The sequence below is a fragment of the Arthrobacter sp. MDT2-34-1 genome (assembly GCF_059091365.1).
In genome coordinates this window covers 486,684-503,327 of record NZ_JBNHGO010000001.1, presented here as the reverse complement: position 1 = coordinate 503,327, position 16,644 = coordinate 486,684, and the positions used below count along the sequence as shown (strand labels likewise).

Annotated in this window: 13 protein-coding genes; 8 read left to right on the top strand and 5 right to left on the bottom strand. The window is 68.8% G+C overall.

All coding sequences use genetic code 11. The features are described from left to right. Nucleotides 1-57: 57 nt before the first annotated feature. The 4 genes from yajC to AC5RVV_RS02310 all read left to right on the top strand — a co-directional run bounded on the left by yajC (nucleotide 58) and on the right by AC5RVV_RS02310 (nucleotide 5,817). On the top strand, nucleotides 58-501 hold the full coding sequence (yajC, locus tag AC5RVV_RS02325; protein WP_493999825.1) for a preprotein translocase subunit YajC: 444 nt from the start codon (nucleotides 58-60) through the stop codon (nucleotides 499-501). Nucleotides 502-612: 111 nt separating this feature from the next. Then, entirely contained in the window at nucleotides 613-2,340 is a 1,728-nt protein-coding gene (gene secD, locus AC5RVV_RS02320; protein ID WP_493999824.1) for a protein translocase subunit SecD, read from the top strand. Further along, nucleotides 2,341-3,336, top strand: coding sequence for a protein translocase subunit SecF (gene secF / locus AC5RVV_RS02315; protein WP_493999823.1), 996 nt, complete (start codon nucleotides 2,341-2,343; stop codon nucleotides 3,334-3,336). It abuts the gene before it with no gap. Between the two features lie 270 nt (nucleotides 3,337-3,606). After that, a complete protein-coding gene (locus AC5RVV_RS02310; RefSeq protein WP_493999822.1) occupies nucleotides 3,607-5,817 on the top strand; it encodes a RelA/SpoT family protein in 2,211 nt (736 codons plus the stop codon). Nucleotides 5,818-5,875: 58 nt separating this feature from the next. Here AC5RVV_RS02310 and AC5RVV_RS02305 read toward each other — a convergent pair whose 3' ends face one another. From AC5RVV_RS02305 to AC5RVV_RS02295, 3 genes are all read right to left on the bottom strand, one after another. Beyond that, complete coding sequence (locus tag AC5RVV_RS02305) at nucleotides 5,876-6,487, bottom strand: type IV toxin-antitoxin system AbiEi family antitoxin (RefSeq protein WP_493999821.1); 612 nt, start codon at nucleotides 6,485-6,487, stop codon at nucleotides 5,876-5,878. A gap of 98 nt (nucleotides 6,488-6,585) precedes the next feature. Next, a complete protein-coding gene (locus AC5RVV_RS02300) occupies nucleotides 6,586-8,166 on the bottom strand; it encodes a DUF349 domain-containing protein (protein WP_493999820.1) in 1,581 nt (526 codons plus the stop codon). 63 nt (nucleotides 8,167-8,229) lie between these two features. Further along, the gene (locus AC5RVV_RS02295; RefSeq protein WP_493999819.1) at nucleotides 8,230-9,021 is read right to left on the bottom strand and encodes a peptidylprolyl isomerase; all 792 of its coding nucleotides are present in this window, start codon (nucleotides 9,019-9,021) and stop codon (nucleotides 8,230-8,232) included. Nucleotides 9,022-9,216: 195 nt separating this feature from the next. On the opposite strand from AC5RVV_RS02295, the gene hisS reads away from it, so the two are divergent. After that, entirely contained in the window at nucleotides 9,217-10,566 is a 1,350-nt protein-coding gene (gene hisS, locus AC5RVV_RS02290; protein WP_493999818.1) for a histidine--tRNA ligase, read from the top strand. Nucleotides 10,567-10,650: 84 nt separating this feature from the next. Here the strand turns inward: hisS and AC5RVV_RS02285 are convergent, their stop codons facing one another. Continuing rightward, complete coding sequence (locus AC5RVV_RS02285) at nucleotides 10,651-11,901, bottom strand: APC family permease (protein WP_493999817.1); 1,251 nt, start codon at nucleotides 11,899-11,901, stop codon at nucleotides 10,651-10,653. 210 nt (nucleotides 11,902-12,111) lie between these two features. Between AC5RVV_RS02285 and aspS the strand changes: the two genes are divergently transcribed. The 3 genes from aspS to AC5RVV_RS02270 all read left to right on the top strand — a co-directional run bounded on the left by aspS (nucleotide 12,112) and on the right by AC5RVV_RS02270 (nucleotide 16,078). Next, nucleotides 12,112-13,908 carry an aspartate--tRNA ligase gene (aspS, locus tag AC5RVV_RS02280; RefSeq protein ID WP_493999816.1) on the top strand — a complete coding sequence of 599 codons (1,797 nt, stop codon included), beginning with the start codon at nucleotides 12,112-12,114 and terminating at the stop codon, nucleotides 13,906-13,908. A gap of 82 nt (nucleotides 13,909-13,990) precedes the next feature. Further along, nucleotides 13,991-14,602 carry a GNAT family N-acetyltransferase gene (locus AC5RVV_RS02275; RefSeq protein ID WP_493999815.1) on the top strand — a complete coding sequence of 204 codons (612 nt, stop codon included), beginning with the start codon at nucleotides 13,991-13,993 and terminating at the stop codon, nucleotides 14,600-14,602. Between the two features lie 51 nt (nucleotides 14,603-14,653). Continuing rightward, nucleotides 14,654-16,078 carry a replication-associated recombination protein A gene (locus AC5RVV_RS02270; protein WP_493999814.1) on the top strand — a complete coding sequence of 475 codons (1,425 nt, stop codon included), beginning with the start codon at nucleotides 14,654-14,656 and terminating at the stop codon, nucleotides 16,076-16,078. A 50-nt stretch (nucleotides 16,079-16,128) separates the two neighbouring features. On the opposite strand, the gene dtd is transcribed toward AC5RVV_RS02270, so the two are convergent. Next, entirely contained in the window at nucleotides 16,129-16,581 is a 453-nt protein-coding gene (gene dtd / locus AC5RVV_RS02265; RefSeq protein ID WP_493999813.1) for a D-aminoacyl-tRNA deacylase, read from the bottom strand. Nucleotides 16,582-16,644: the final 63 nt, after the last annotated feature.

The window sequence follows — 16,644 nt, the reverse complement described above, 5'->3', positions numbered from 1 at the left end:
TACACGGTCCGGATTTTCCTACCGGTCCGCTCCAGACTTCTAGGACGGAACTTCCCTGTGTTCGTAAATCTCTTCACCGGCACCACTCCCCAGCAGCAGTCGGGCGGCATCGACGTGATGACCATCGCCCTGTTCGCCGTTTTCGCGCTGATGATCTTCTTCATGTTCCGCAAGCAGAAGAAGGTCCAGGCGCAGATGCGCGAAAAGGCCGAGCGCATCAAGGAGCAGATGGTGCCGGGCACCGAAGTGATGACTCAGTTCGGCCTCTTCGGCACCGTCGTTTCCCTCGACCCCGACAACAACAAGGTGGTCCTTGAACTGTCGCCGGGCAACACCGCCACCGTGCACACCCAGGCGGTGAACGAAGTCGTGACGCCGGAGGCCCCCGAGGTTCCCGACGACGCCTCGTCCCTCACCGCGGAAAGCGCTACCCGCCCGGAGGAATCCGCCGAGGACACCCTTAAGCGGCTCAACGAAGAGCAGAACAAAGACACCAAGTAGGCCAGCGACGGCTTAGCCGTATAGGCGTGCAGTGGCGGGGCATGCCCCGCCACTTCGCCATGTACCGGCCGGTTCCTCCGGCCGACTGAGCCGATGAGAGAAAGATCTTCCATGGCACGATCCGGTTCCACCAGCATTGCGCGGCGGACACTTATCTGGCTCGGTGTGCTCCTGGCCGCCGGCACCGTCATCCTGGGCAGCGGTGTATTCACCGGCCAGGCAAGCTGGGCGCCCAAGTTGGCGCTCGACCTTGAGGGCGGCACCCAGATGATCCTGGCTCCGCAGGTCCAGGGCGGCGGAGGCGAGATCACCGCCGAGCAGCTCAACCAGGCCGTGGAGATCATCCGCCAGCGCGTCGACGGCTCCGGCGTGGCGGAGGCCGAGATCACCACGCAGTCCGGCCGCAACGTGGTGGTCAGCCTGCCCGGTGTCCCGGACCAGCGGACCCGCGAACTGATCCAGGCGTCAGCCGCCATGGAATTCCGCCCGGTGCTCACCGTTGCACCGGGTTCCGCCGTTCCGGAGGAGGAGCGGACGCCCGAAGCGGACCTTCCGAAACCGGCGGCCGAACCGAAGAACGCCAGCGACCTGAACTGGATCACCCCGGAGCTCTACCAGGAGTTCGAGGCGCTGGAGTGCCTTGACCCGGCCGCGGCCGCAGAGGAGACCGAGCCGGCCGACCCGGCCAAGCCGACGGTCGCCTGCGAACCGGATACCGGCATGAAGTACATCCTGGGCCCGGTGGAGGTGCCCGGCACCGACATCGCCGACTCCAGCTTTGGCCAGGTGCGCGGCACCCAGGGACAGACGCTGAACCAGTGGGCGGTGAACATCGAGTTCAACAGCGAGGGAACCGCAACCTTCAAGGAAGTGACCGAACGGCTGTTCGGACTCTCCGGCGCCCAGAACCAGTTCGCCATCGTGCTGGACGGCGAGGTGATTTCCGCTCCCACGACCAACGCGGTCATCCCCGACGGCAAGCCGCAGATCACCGGCAACTTCACGGAAGAATCGGCCCGTGTGCTCTCCGAGCAGCTGAAGTACGGCGCGCTGCCTATCAGCTTCGAGATCCAGAGCGAGCAGCAGATTTCCGCCACCCTGGGCGCCGACCAGTTGCGGATGGGCCTGATCGCCGGACTCATCGGCCTGGCGCTGGTCGCCGCCTACTCGATCTTCCAGTACCGCATGCTCGGCCTGGTGACCATCGCGTCGCTGGTGGTGGCCGGCATTTTGACCTATCTGGCGATCGCGATCCTGGGCTGGACCGAAAACTACCGGCTGTCGTTGGCCGGGGTCGCCGGCCTGATCGTGGCGATCGGCCAGACCGCCGACTCCTTCATCGTCTACTTCGAACGCATCCGCGACGAACTGCGCGAGGGCCGGGGCCTGGTCTCGGCCGTGGACAACGGCTGGAAGCGTGCACGGCAAACCGTGCTGGCTTCCAAGGCGGTCAACCTGCTGGCCGCCGTCGTGCTCTACTTCGTGGCGGTGGGCAACGTGCGCGGTTTTGCCTTCACGCTGGGCCTGACCGCGGTGGCCGACCTCCTGGTGGTCTTCATGTTCACGCACCCAACCATGCAGCTGCTGGCACGCACCAAGTTCTTCGGCGAGGGCCACCGCTTCTCCGGCCTGGATCCGCGCCTGCTGGACGCGGTGCCGCTGTACCGCGGGGCGGGCCGGATCCGCCAGCCCGGCGAACGCAAGGTGCCGGTGCGGGCCAAGAACGCCGCGGCGGCTGCCGAAGCCGACCGCCGCCAGACCATCGCCGAACGCCGGGCGGCCGAGAAGCAGCGCGCCACCAGCGGCGCGGGCCGCGGGTCCGACAAGGAGAGCAACTAAATGGCCAACTTTGCTAAGTGGGGCAACGATCTCTACACCGGCAAGCGCTCCTACGACTTTGTCTCCAAGTACAGGCTCTGGTTCGGCATTGCCGCCGCCGCGATCCTCCTGTCCATCGTGGTGCCGTTCGTCAAGGGCGGGTTCAACCTGGGCATCGACTTCCGCGGCGGCTCCGAGTTCACCGTGTCCAACGTGGAAAACACCGACGTCGGTCCCGGCGAGGCGGCCGTGGCCCAAGTCGCGGCGGATGCCGATCCCCGGGTGACGAACATCGCCCCGGGGACCATGCGGATCCAGACCGAGCGCCTGGACGACGACCAGACCCTGGAACTGCGCGACGCCCTCGTCGAAGCCTACGACGTCGAGTCAGACGAGGTGACGTCCTCGTACGTCGGTCCCACCTGGGGTGCCGACGTGACCCGGCAGGCGATCTGGGGCCTGGTGGTGTTCGTTGTCCTGGCGGCGATCATGATGGCGCTGTACTTCCGGACCTGGAAGATGTCCGTCGCCGCGCTCAGCGGCCTGGTGGTGGTGCTCATCGTGACCGCCGGCATCTATTCGCTGAGCGACTTCGAGGTGACGCCCTCGGCGATCATCGGCTTCCTGACCATTTTGGGGTACTCGCTGTACGACACCGTGGTGGTCTTCGACAAGATCCGCGAGAACACGGAAGACCTGGACAAGTCCACCAGGAGGACCTTCGCGGAGGAGGTCAATCTCGCCGTGAACCAGACCCTGGTCCGGTCCATCAACACCTCCGTGGTCGCCGTCCTGCCGGTCGCCGCCATCTTGTTCATCGGCGCGTTCCTGCTCGGCGCCGGCACGTTGAAGGACGTGTCCCTGGCACTGTTCATCGGCATCGTCATCGGCACCGCCACCACAATCTTCATTGCGGCGCCGATGTATGCGCGGCTCCGGGCCAAGGAACCGGCGCTGCTCAAGCAGGCCAAGAAGGTGGAAGAACGGCGCCGCGCCGAGGCCGCCCCCGTCGGGTGACGCCGCACCGGAACGCCCGGGCCGCCGGACGAGCATAGAATGGTTTGCGGAACAGTGCTGGGCTGTGCGCCGCTGCCTTGCGGGCTGTAGCGTCGGTTCCAGGACTCATCGGGAAGGCGGGAAGGATTGGCCGAACACCTCAGGTCGACAGACCAGGCCAGTGACGCCGGTGTGACACCGGATCCTGGTCCTTCTGTTGTGCCCGCGGCCGCCGAAGTCCCGGGCAACGCACCGGTCCGCCATGCCTTCCCGGGGCGCCGGGAACGGACGATGTCCCGGCTTGCCCGGCTGGCCGGCCGGGGCGGGACCAGCTACTCGCCCATCCTGGAGCCGCTGCTGCGCACCGTCCGGGCCAACAACCCGCGCGAGGACTTCGACCTGATCCACCGCGCCTTCGTGGTGGCCGAGCGCAGCCACCGCGGGCAGAAACGCAAGAGCGGCGACCCGTACATCACCCACCCGGTGGCTGTGGCCACGATCCTCGCGGAACTGGGCATGACGGGCACGACGCTGGCCGCCGCGCTGCTGCACGACACCGTCGAAGACACCGAGTACACGCTCGCCGACCTGAAGGCGGAGTTCGGTCCGGAGATTGCGATGCTGGTGGACGGCGTCACCAAGCTGGACAAGGTGCAGTTCGGCGACGCGGCCCAGTCCGAGACCGTGCGCAAGATGGTCGTGGCGATGGCCAAGGACATCCGCGTCCTGGTGATCAAGCTGGCCGACCGGTTGCACAACGCCCGGACCTGGCGCTTTGTCTCGCCGGAGTCGTCGGCGAAGAAGGCGCGCGAAACCCTGGAGATCTTCGCCCCGCTGGCGCACCGGCTGGGCATGAACACCATCAAGTGGGAGCTGGAAGATCTTTCCTTCGCGGCCCTGCACCCGAAGGTCTACGAAGAGATCGTGCGGATGGTGGGGGAGCGCACCCCCGAACGGGAGAAGTACCTGACGACGCTGCGCACCAAGATCGGCGACGACCTGCGCGCGGTGAAGATCAAGGCCACGATCACCGGCCGGCCCAAGCACTACTACTCCATCTACCAGAAGATGATCGTGCGGGGTAAGGACTTCGACGACATTCACGACCTGATGGGCATCCGGGTACTGGTAGACACGGTCCGCGACTGCTACGCGGCACTCGGTGCCCTGCATGCGCGCTGGAACCCGCTGCCCGGCCGGTTCAAAGACTACATCGCCATGCCCAAGTTCAACATGTACCAGTCGCTGCACACCACGGTGATCGGCCCGGGCGGCAAGCCGGTGGAAATCCAGATCCGCACCCACGAGATGCACCGCCGCGCCGAGTACGGCGTCGCGGCCCACTGGAAGTACAAGGACATCGCCCGCGGCGGGACGGCCGACGGCGGCGACATGGGCTGGCTGCGCAGCCTGGTCGACTGGCAGCAGGAGACCAGTGACCCCGCCGAGTTCCTGGACTCCCTCCGGTTCGAAATCAACGCCAAGGAAGTCTTCGTCTTCACGCCCAAGGGCGAAGTCATGGCGCTGCCGGCAGGATCAACGCCGGTGGACTTCGCCTATGCCGTGCACACCGAGGTCGGCCACCGCACCATCGGTGCGCGGGTCAACGGCAAGCTGGTCCCGCTGAACAGCGAACTCAGCCACGGCGACTGGGTGGAGATCTTCACCTCCAAGGCGGAGGGCGCCGGTCCCAGCCAGGACTGGCAGGGCTTCGTCAAGAGCCCGCGGGCACGGAACAAGATCCGCCAATGGTTCACCAAGGAGCGCCGCGAAGAGGCGATCGAAAAGGGCAAGGACCAGCTCACCCGCGCCATGCGGAAGCAGAACCTGCCGCTGCAGAAGATGATGACGCACGACGCGTTGATGTCGGTGGCACAGGAACTTCACCATGCCGACGTGTCGGCGCTGTACGCTGCCGTGGGCGACGGCCATACGTCCGCCCAGAACGTGATCGAGCATTTGGTCGGCCTGCTCGGCGGACGCGAGGCGGTCGAGGAGGCCGAGCCGTCGCTCCCGACGACAGTCAGGCGGCCGAAGCATCCGGACTCCGGCGTCACCGTCGTGGGGGTCGGCGACGTCTGGGTCAAGCTGGCCCGGTGCTGTACCCCGGTCCCGCCGGATCCCATCATCGGATTCGTTACCCGGGGCTCGGGCGTCTCGGTGCACCGGTCCGACTGCCGCAACGTGGCGGAACTGCGCGAAAGCCCCGACCGGATCGTCGATGTCGCGTGGGCGCCCACCCAGTCCAGCGTGTTCCTGGTGGAGATCCAGGTCGAGGCGCTGGACCGCAAGAGCCTGCTCTCCGACGTCACCCGGGTGCTCGCCGAGAACCATGTCAATATCCTCTCCGCCACGGTGCATACCTCGAGCGACCGGCTCGCGATCTCGCGGTTCTCCTTCGAGATGGGCGACCCGAAGTACCTCAGCCATGTGCTCAGCGCGGTCCGGCGCATCGACGGCGTCTACGACGTGTACCGCACCTCGGGGTCCCAGCGCCCCTGATCCGCCCGCCCGCGGGGAAACGCCACTCCGCGGCCGCCGCGCAGGAACGTTTCCGCCGTCAGGCCGTACCCGTCGCCGAGTCCAGGCGCTGCAGGGCCCGGGCCTTGCCCGGCAGCCTCGGCCTCGCCTCGACCGCCTGCCGGACGGCGTCCAGCGGGCAGCCGAGCCCGCTGGCCCCGGCCAGCGCCCGCAACACGGGGATGGCCTCTTGGTCCGGAACGTGCAGGGCCACGTCCAGCGCGGTCCTCAGCGGCGTGCTCACCGGGACCCCGCCGATGGTCACGGTATCGAGGGGGCCAAGTGTCACTTCGTGGATCAGGGCAAGGCGGTACCGGCCCTGCGACGTGGTCCTGTGCCGGTGGTCCAGCAGCACCGAGAGTTTCTGCGGGGCCGGCGCGCAGCCGTAGACCCATGCCGCCGTCATCCTCCCCAGCACCACTTTCCGGCGGACATGCCCGGGCAGGCTGAAGTACGCCGCTGCCGCACGGTGTCGGGGCGTGATCGGCTCCCATGGCAAGGCAAACCCCGGACCGTAGACGTTGACTAAGAGGCCCTCCAGGCGCATGCACTCAAGTTCGCTGCGGCTGAACGGATGCCCCGGCCGCAGTACCGCCGGCGCGGCCTGGGCGGTACGTTCAGCCGCCATGGCGGCGGGATGTAGACGGGCCATGCAGACAGCATGCCAAACGGGCCGGGACAGCCGAAGGGCCCCCGAACGCCTTGTGGAAAGCCGTTCGGGGGCCCTCGGGTTGTGTAGGGCTTAGTCCTCTAGGAGAAGTCCTCCGCTGAGCGCTGCAGCGTGTCGAGCCACTGGCGGCGCGCCTCCAAGGCCTCCCGGGCCTTGGCGATCCGCCGCTGGTCGCCGGCCTTTTCGGCCTGAGCCAGGTCATCCTCGAGCCCGGCGATGGCCGACTCGAGCTGGGACAGGGCACTGTTGGTGCGGGCCTTGGTCTCCGGATTCGTCCGGCGCCAGTGATCGTCCTCCGCGGCCTTGACCGCATCCTCGACCTTGCGCAGGCCGGCATCGATCCGCTGCATGTCGCCGCGCGGAACCTTGCCGGCTTCCTCCCAACGATCACGGATGGACTGCAGGGCCTTCTTGGCTGCGGACAGGTCGGTCACTGGCAGCAGCGCCTGCGCCTCGGCGACCAGCGCTTCCTTGACCACCAGGTTGGCGGCGAACTCCTGGTCGATTGCCTCGTTGGCGGCCTGGCGTGCCGCGAAGAACCTGTCCTGCGCCGCCCGGAACCTGGCCCAGAGCGCGTCGTCGTCCTTGCGGCTGGCGCGCTTGGATGCCTTCCAATCGTCCATCAGCTTCCGGTACTCGGCCGCGGTGTGGCCCCAGTCCGTGGAGGTGGAAAGCTCTTCGGCCCGGGCGATCAGGGCTTCCTTGGCGGCCTTTGCCGCGGCGTTGTCGCTGTCCAGTTGGCTGAAGAACGCGCGGCGGTGCCGATCAAAGACCGTCCGTGCCGAGCGGAAGCGTTTCCACAGTGCGTCCTCGGTGCTGCGGCCCAGCCGGATGCCGTTCTTCTGGGCGGCCTTCCACGCGTCGAAGAGTTCGTTCATGCGGGCGCTGCTGGTTTTCCACTGCACCGACGACGGGTCCTTGCCGGCGATCTCCTCGGCTTCGGCGACGATGGCTTCGCGGGCCGCCAGTTCTGCGGCTCGCTGGGCTTCCTGGTTTGCCTTCTCGGCCTTCTGCAGTTCGCTGATGGCTGAGCCAAGTTTCGCCAGCCGGGACTCGAGCGCGGGCACGTCGCCCACCATGTGCCGCTCGGCCACCTGGGCCTTCAGATGCTCAAGGGTCTTGTGCATGTCGTTGGAGGGAGCCTTGGCTTCGACCCGCTGTTCCAGCAGGGCAGCCTGGGCCGCCACGTCGTCATACTTGCGCACGAAGTAGGCCAGCGCCTCGTCCTTGCTGGCGTCCGGGTACTGTCCGACCGGATGTTCCTGCCCGTCGACCAGCAGGAAGACGTGGCCGTCGTCGGTGACGCGGGCCCACTTGGACGCCTCGGACAGCGGTGTGGAGGCGACCGCCGGAACAGGGATGACGTGCTGTGCGGGGGCGGCGGCAGCAATCTTTCCCGGCATGGCCGCCGGCGTGGGCTTGCGGCCCGGGGCGGGCTTCGGGGCCGGTTTGCCTGCCGGCTTCGGGGCACTGGGGGAGGGCGCGGCCGGGGCCTGCTCGGTTGCCGGCTCAGCGGGTGCCGCCTCTGCGGCAGGCGACTGGCCGGCTGCCGAGCCGTTTGCCGTTTGGTTGGTCGGAACCTGTTCCGCTGCCAAACCGTTTGCGGCTTGTTCGGTCTCGGCGGTCTGGGCTGCTTCGTCGGATTGCTGACTGGGTGTCACCGCTAGAACTCTTTCGCTTGTGCCTGGGGCCGCGTATTCAGCGGCACCATCGTGGTGGGGTGCTCACTGGAGGGTGAACGACTCTATTGTTACCGGTATCTTAGGCGGGCCGTCCTGGCTGTCGGCATCCTCGACGCCTCCGGCCGCGATCTGCTCGATGACGTCCAGCCCTTCGGTTACCTTACCCATAATCGTGTAGCCGCCGGTATCTTGCGGGATGGTGGAATCTTTCCACGCAATGAAGAACTGCGTCCCGTTGCTGTAGGTATCGGCACCGCGGGCGACGGCGATTGTGCCGGCCGGATACACGCCGTCTTCGGGGGTGTTCTCCACCGGGCCCCACTGGTATGCGGGATCGCCGCCGCCGGCCCCGTCCACGGAACCGCACTGCAGCACGCCCATGCTGGCGGCGGTGGTGAGCCGGTGGCAGTTCTTGCCCTCGAAGAAACCGTCCCGGGCCAAGGTGCTGAAAACCGCTGCCGCCTGCGGCGCCACGTTGCCGTCCAGTTCCACACCGATGTCGCCCTCGTTCGTGGCGATGGTGCCGTTGAAGACCTTTCCCTCGGCGATCTCCGGCGACGGGATGCCGGCCGCGTTCGCGGAGGGCGGCGGCGAGGCGACGCCTTGCGGGTCTTCGAGGCCTCGGCGGACCTGTTCCACCTCGGACGGAGTGGGGTTCGAGGCGAACACGGTCATCTGCACGATCACGCCGCCGGCTACCAGTGCCGCCAAGGCTGCGCCGCCGATGATGTTGTCGCGCTTGCGCCGCGCCGCCTGCTGCCGGCGCAGGTCGCGTTTGGCCTCCATCCGGGCAATGCGGCGCCGGGTTTCGCGGTCGTGACGGCTCCGGGCCAAAGCTCCTCCTGGTCGTTGCGCTGAACGGCTCCGCCCGGCGCCGGGGCGGCGCCCGGCAGCTCGTTTGGTTCCGCTGCCGTGGCAGGCCTTAAACTGGTCCAGCAGCCAGTCTAGCGATCCAGTGCCGCAGCACTGCCGCCGGCTTCAATGCACCCGCCTCATCCTTACCCCTCATCTACTAGGAGATACGTCCGTATGGCACGCAAGGCCTCCCTGTCAGGCTTCCCGGAATGGCTTCCGCAGGAGAGGCTTGTGGAGCTGCATGTTCTGGATTCCCTGCGCCGGACGTTTGAGCTGCACGGTTTCTCCTCCATCGAGACCCGCGCCGTCGAAACCGTGGCCCAGCTGCTGCGCAAGGGCGAGATCGACAAAGAGGTTTACGGCCTGCACCGCCTGCAGGCCGACGAATCCGAGGGCAAGTCCGAGGACAAGCTGGCCCTGCACTTCGACCTTACGGTCCCGTTCGCCCGCTACGTCGTGGAGAACGCCGGCCACCTGGCCTTCCCGTTCCGCCGGTACCAGATCCAGAAGGTCTGGCGGGGCGAGCGTCCGCAGGAGGGCCGGGCCCGCGAGTTCACCCAGGCAGACATCGACGTGGTGGGCGACGGCGAGCTGCCCTTCCGCTACGACGTGGAGCTGGCGCTGGTCATCGTCGAGGCCCTCAGCGCGCTGCCCATCCCCGAGTTCAAGCTGCGCGTGAACAACCGGAAGCTGGCCGAAGGCTTCTACCGCGGGATCGGGCTGACCGACACCGCCGGGGTACTGCGCAGCATCGACAAGCTGGAGAAGATCGGTCCCGAGAAGGTTGCCGCGCTGCTGCAGGAAGAACTGGGCGCCACCGACGCACAGGCGCAGGCCGCGCTGAAGCTGGCATCCATCCGCACCGAGGACACCTCCTTCGTAGACCAGGTGCGGGCGCTCGGAGTCCGGCACGAGCTGCTGGAGACCGGCCTGGCCGAGTTGGAGGAAGTCATCGGCGAGGCGCACCGGCGCGCCCCGGGCAAGGTGCTGGCCGACCTGAGCATCGCCCGCGGCCTGGACTATTACACCGGCACGGTCTACGAAACCGTCCTCGTGGGCCACGAGCAGCTGGGATCCATCTGCTCCGGAGGCCGTTACGACGCGCTGGCGGCCAAGGGCAACCGGACCTTCCCCGGCGTCGGCCTCTCCATCGGCGTGACCCGGCTGGTCATGCGGATCCTGGGACAGGAGTTCGCCGTGGCGTCCCGGCAGGTGCCGACCACCGTGCTGGTCGCACTGGCCAACGAGGACAGCTGGTCGCAGGCCCAGGACGTGGCGGGGGTGCTGCGTTCACGCGGCATCAGCGTGGAGGTGGCCGCGAAGGCAGACAAGTTCGGCAAGCAGATCAAGTACGCGGACCGCCGCGGCATCCCCTACGTCTGGTTCACCTCGGTGGCCGACGACGGCAGCCTCAGCCACGAGGTCAAGGACATCCGCTCCGGCGACCAGGCCGCCGCGGATCCGGCGGTCTGGACCCCTCCGGCGGAGGATCTGGCCCCGCAGATCACCGCGGCCGCCAACTAAGGGCGGCCGCGGTCGGGCGGCCCTGCTCAGCGGCCGCGGTTGGCGGCAACCCCACTCAGCGGCCGCGGTTGGCGGCAACCCCGCTCAGCCGCCCGGACGGCGGCGGACCGGCGCCAGCGCCGCGCGGCCGACCACGCCCGCGCCGAGCACGGCCAGCATCATCACCACGGACGTGACCGGCAGGGTGAAGGCCAGCAGCAGGCAGCCGAGGAGCCCTGCGACATTCAGCAGTTTCGGCGCGTGCCAGGGCCGCTCGTCGAGGGTGAGGGCGGCCGCATTCGTGACGCTGTAGTAAATCAGCACGCCGAAGCTCGAGAGCCCCACCACGGCGAGCACATCCTGGGTGAGCAGCAGGAAAATGACGACGGCGGCCACCACCAGGTCCGCCGCCCACGGAACCTTGAACCGGGTGCCCACCGTGGCGAAGACGCGCGGCAGGTCGCCTTCCCGGGCCATGGCGAACGTGGTCCGGCCGACACCGGCGATCAGCGCCAGCAGGGCGCCCAGGCTGGCGAGGGCGACTGCGATGCCCATGGCCGTGGTGCCCACGCCGCCGCCGACCTCCTCCATGACGGCGCGCAGCGGGGCGTCGCTCTCCGCCAGCAGCTCGGGTCCCAGGTAGCGCAGCAGTCCCAGGCCGATCAGCACGTAGAGCACGAAGGTGATCAGCAGCGCGGAGAAGATAGCGAGCGGAATCAGCTTCTTCGGTTCCCGGATCTCTTCGCCCATGGTGGCGATCCTGGCGTAGCCGGCGAAGGCGAAGAAGAACAGCCCCGCGGCCTGCAGCACACCATATGGGGACGTGGCGATCTGCCCGCCCGGGACCCCGACCGGATCGGCGTCGAAGGCCACAACGACCGCGAACACCAGCACGGCGGCCACGAACGACACGATCCACCGGGTCACCCAAGCGGTCCGGGTGATGCCCAGCAGGTTGATCGACGTCAGCACGACGACGGCGGCCACGGCAGCGGCCGTGGCATACTCCGGGAAAACGTAGAGGCCGAAGGTCAGGGCCATGGCCGCGCAGGAGGCAATCTTGCCGGTCACGAAGCTCCAGCCGGCCAGGAAGCCGGGCCATTCGCCCAGCCGCTTCCGTCCGTAAATGTACGTGCCGCCGCTGGTGGGGTAGAGGGCGGCCAGTTGCGCAGTCGCCGCCGCGTTGCAATAGGCCACGAACGCCGCGATGCCCAGCGCCAGCGGCAGCCACGAACCGGCCGCGGCGGCCGCGGGACCAAACACCACGAAGACGCCGGCACCGATCATGGATCCGACGCCCACGGTGGTCGCGTCGACCCCGCCGAGGCGGCGTTCCAGCGACGATTCACTACTCACAGTTGCTCCAGCTCCTTGCCCGCTGCGCCCCGCGCCGGCCGGCCGGTCCGGGCCATTTCCCCTCGCGCGGCGGCAGCCGAGGTCCGGGGCGCAGCTTGATCAACGGTAAACTCGTCTACATCTCCACTCACCATAGCCGTACCCGCCGCCGCACCAGGTAAACAGCGGGCGGCGAACAGATGAGCGAATCGTTCTACCGGAAGGACTGTTGTGCTGCGCACACACGACCTCGGCACCCTCAGGGCCGAGCACATCGGACAAACCGTTACCCTCGCCGGCTGGGTGGCCCGCCGCCGCGACCACGGTGGTGTGGCGTTCCTGGACCTGCGCGACGCCTCCGGTGTGGCGCAGGTAGTAGTCCGCGAGGAGGACGTGTTCCATTCGCTCCGCAATGAATACGTGCTGCAGATCAAGGGCACCGTGGAGAGGCGCCCGGAGGGCAATGAGAACCCGGCCCTCGCCACCGGTGAGGTGGAGGTCATGGCCGAGGACGTCGTCGTCCTCAACACCGCCGACCCGCTGCCGTTCCAGGTGGACGAGCATGTGGAGGTGGGCGAGGAGGCCCGCCTCAAGCACCGCTACCTGGACCTGCGCCGGCCGGGCCCCTCGAAGGCGCTGCGGCTTCGCTCGGAAGCCAACCGGGTGGCGCGCGAGCTCCTGCACGGCGACGGATTCGTGGAGATCGAGACCCCGACGCTGACCCGCTCGACGCCCGAAGGCGCCCGCGACTTCCTGGTCCCGGCGCGCCTGGCCCCGGGGGCCTGGTACGCGCTGCCGCAGTCCCCGCAGCTGTTCAAGCAGTTGCTGCAGGTGGGCGGCTTCGAGAAGTACTACCAGATTGCCCGCTGCTACCGCGACGAGGACTTCCGCGCCGACCGCCAGCCGGAGTTCACCCAGCTGGACATCGAGGCCAGCTTCGTGGACCAGGACGACATCATCGCCCTGGGCGAGCGGATCGTGCAGGCCCTGTGGCGGCTGATCGGCGTCGAAATCAGCACCCCGATCCCGCGGATGACCTACGCCGAGGCGATGGACAAGTACGGTTCGGACAAGCCGGACCTGCGGTTTGGCCAGGAACTGACCGAGCTGACCGAATTCTTCAAGGACACCACGTTCCGAGTCTTCCAAGCGCCCTACGTGGGTGCGGTGGTGATGCCCGGCGGGGCCTCGCAGGCCCGCCGCACCCTGGACGCCTGGCAGGAGTGGGCCAAGCAGCGCGGCGCCAAGGGCCTCGCCTACGTGCTGGTCCAGGAGGACGGGGAGCTGACCGGCCCGGTGGCCAAGAACCTCACCGACTTCGAGCGCGAGAACCTCGCGGGCACCGTAGGCGCCAACCCCGGCGACTGCATTTTCTTCGCGGCCGGCGACCGTGCCGCCTCCCGTGCGCTGCTGGGTGCGGCGCGCGTGGAGATCGGCCACCGCACCGGCCTGATCAACGAGGGCGACTGGGCGTTTGTCTGGGTAGTCGACGCGCCCATGTTCGAGCCTGCCGAGGCGGCCGTCGCCTCCGGCGACGTGGCCGTGGGCGGCGGCAAGTGGACGGCCGTGCACCACGCCTTCACCTCGCCTAAGCCGGAGTTCATGGACACGTTCGACACCGACCCGGAGTCGGCGCTGTCCTACGCCTACGACATCGTTTGCAACGGCAACGAAATCGGGGGAGGCTCCATCCGTATCCACCAGCGTGACATGCAGGAACGCGTGTTCAAGGTGATGGGGCTGGACAAGGAGTCCGCGCAGACCAAGTTCGGCTTCCTGCTGGAGGGCTTCAAGTACGGCGCCCCGCCGCACGGCGGCATCGCCTTCGGCTGGGACCGCGTGGTCGCCCTGATGGCCGGCGAGGAGTCCATCCGCGAGGTCATCGCCTTCCCGAAGACCGGCGGCGGCTACGACCCGCTGACCGCGGCGCCGGCACCGATCACGCCGCAGCAGCGCAAGGAAGCCGGCGTCGACGCCAAGCCGCAGCCCAAGGACGCGGCCAAGGAGGCCGGGGCCAAGGCGGAGTAGCCGGGCACTGATCCGTCCCTGACGTACGACGGCGGGCGCGCACCCCTTGCGGTGCGTGCCCGCCGTGCTGTCTGCTGGGAGCATGCAGACAGCTACCGGCGCCGGCGTCGCCGTCGTCCCGGCAAACCAAGCCTCCTGGGAGGACCTGCAGGCAGTCTTCGGCACCCGCGGCGAAGCGGCGCGTTGCCAATGCCAGTGGTTCCAGACCCCGGCGGCCCGGTGGCGGGAGGAGCTGGTCGAGGAACGGGCTTTCCGGCTCCGGGCCGAAACCCGATGCGGTGATCCAGAGGCCGGTTCCACCAGCGGCTTGGTGGCCTACCTGGACGGCGAACCGGCCGGCTGGTGCGCCGTGGAACCCCGGACGGCCTACCGGCGCCTGCGCACCAGCAGGGTGGTGTGGGCCGGACGTGACGAAGACCCCGACGACGGGACGGTGTGGGCGGCGGTGTGCTTCACCACCAGGACCGGCTTCCGGCGCCGCGGCATCAGCCGGGCCCTGGCTTCCGCGGCCGCCGCTTGGGCGAAGGAGAACGGCGCCCGCGCCATCGAGGGCTACCCGCTCATTCCCAAGCCCGGGCAGCGGCTGACGTGGGGCGAACTGTACGTGGGCAGCCACAGCATCTTCAGCGCGGCGGGTTTCCGCGAGGTCACCCGCCCGACGCCCCGCCGCGCCGTGATGCGCATCGACTTTTAGGAATGGCGCGGCCGGTCCCCGGGCGTCAGGGTGCAACGATAGCCTTGACGTGTGAGTGACTTGTTCAGTGCCGCCGCGGGCGACGATGAAGACTACGACGGCGACGGCCGGGGACCGGATTCCAACGGCGAGGCCGACGCCGGATCCGGGCGTCCGCGCAGCCCGCTGGCGGTCCGGATGCGGCCGCGCACGCTGGACGACGTGGTCGGCCAGCAGCACCTGCTCCAGTCGGGATCGCCGCTGCGGCTGCTGGCCGCCGGCGGTGCGGCCACCGGACCGGCGGGACCGTCCTCGGTGATCCTGTGGGGCCCGCCGGGCACCGGCAAGACCACCCTGGCGCACGTGATCGCCCGCGGTCCCGGCCGCAAGTTCGTGGAGCTTTCCGCCATCACCGCCGGCGTCAAGGACGTGCGCCGGGTGATGGACGAGGCCCTGACCGCCCGCGACCTGCACCGGATTACCACCGTGCTGTTTCTGGACGAGATCCACCGCTTCAACAAGGCGCAGCAGGACGCGCTGCTGCCCGGCGTCGAGAACCGCTGGGTGGTGCTGGTCGCCGCGACCACCGAGAACCCGTCGTTCTCCGTGGTCTCGCCGCTGCTGTCCCGCTCGCTGCTGCTGACGCTGCAGCCGCTGACCGCCGCCGACATCGAGGCCCTGCTGGTGCGCGCCGTCGGGGACGAGCGCGGGCTGGCCGGGCGGGTTGCCCTGAGCGACGAGGCACTGGAACACCTCGTGCGGCTGGCCGCCGGTGACGCGCGCCGCGGCCTGACCGCGCTGGAAGCCGCCGCCGGAGTGGCCTGGGGCGAGTCCGGCGGAACCGGCGAGGACGGCGCCCCGGTCCTCGTCGAGCTCGCCCATGCCGAGCGTGCCATGGACCGTGCCGCGCTGCGCTACGACCGGGCCGGCGACCAGCACTACGACATCACCAGCGCCTTCATCAAGTCGATGCGCGGCTCCGACGTGGACGCGGCGCTGCACTACATGGCCCGGATGCTGGAGGCGGGGGAGGACCCGCGGTTCGTGGCCCGCCGGATCGTCATCCATGCGTCCGAAGACGTCGGCATGGCCGACCCCACCGCGCTGCAGACGGCCGTCGCCGCCGCCCAGGCCGTGCAGCTGATCGGCATGCCCGAGGCCCGGCTGGTGTTGGCCCAGGCCGTGGTCCACATCGCCACCGCACCGAAGTCGCCGGCCTGCTACCTGGCGATCAACGCGGCAGTGGCGGACGTGCGCGCCGGCCGCGGCCAGGGAGTTCCCGTGCACCTGCGCGACTCCCACTACGCCGGCGCCAAGGGGATGGGCCACGGGAAGGGCTACGTGTACTCGCACGATGCCCCGCACGGGATCGCCACCCAGCAGTACGCACCCGACGACCTGGTGGGCCGGAACTACTACGAACCGACCACCAACGGCGCCGAGCGGGAGATCTCCGCCCGGGTGGACCGGCTGCGGAAGATCATCCGCGGCCAATAACGACGGCGGTGCCCGGCCTCCAACGACGGCGCTGCCCGGCGCGGCACACGCTAATCGCGGCGCGGCTTGCCGAAGTCCTCCGTGTCCAGGCTGACGGTGAACGGGCCCGAATTCACCAGCTCCAGCTCCATCATCGCGCCGAACACGCCGGTTTCGACCTGCGCGCCGAGCACCCGCAGCGCCGCCACGAAGTCCTCCACCAAGGGTTCGCCGACCGCCGCCGGGGCGGCCGCCGACCAGGACGGCCGCCGGCCGCGACGGGTATCGGCGTACAGGGTGAACTGGCTGACCACCAGCAGCGGGGCGCCGGCAGTGGCACACGACTGCTCGCCGTCGAGGATCCGCAGCTGCCAGGTCTTCTGCGCCAGCGCCACGGCGTCGTCAGGGGTGTCGGTGTGGGTGGCGCCGACCAGCACCACCAGCCCGGGACCGGGCAGGGCGCCCACCACGGCGCCGTCGACACTGACGCTGGCGCGGCTGGCGCGCTGCAAAATGGCTCGCATGGACCCAGCCTAGGCAAAAGCCGCCGCTGCACACGAATGGCGGCGGCCGGAAGCCGGCACCCG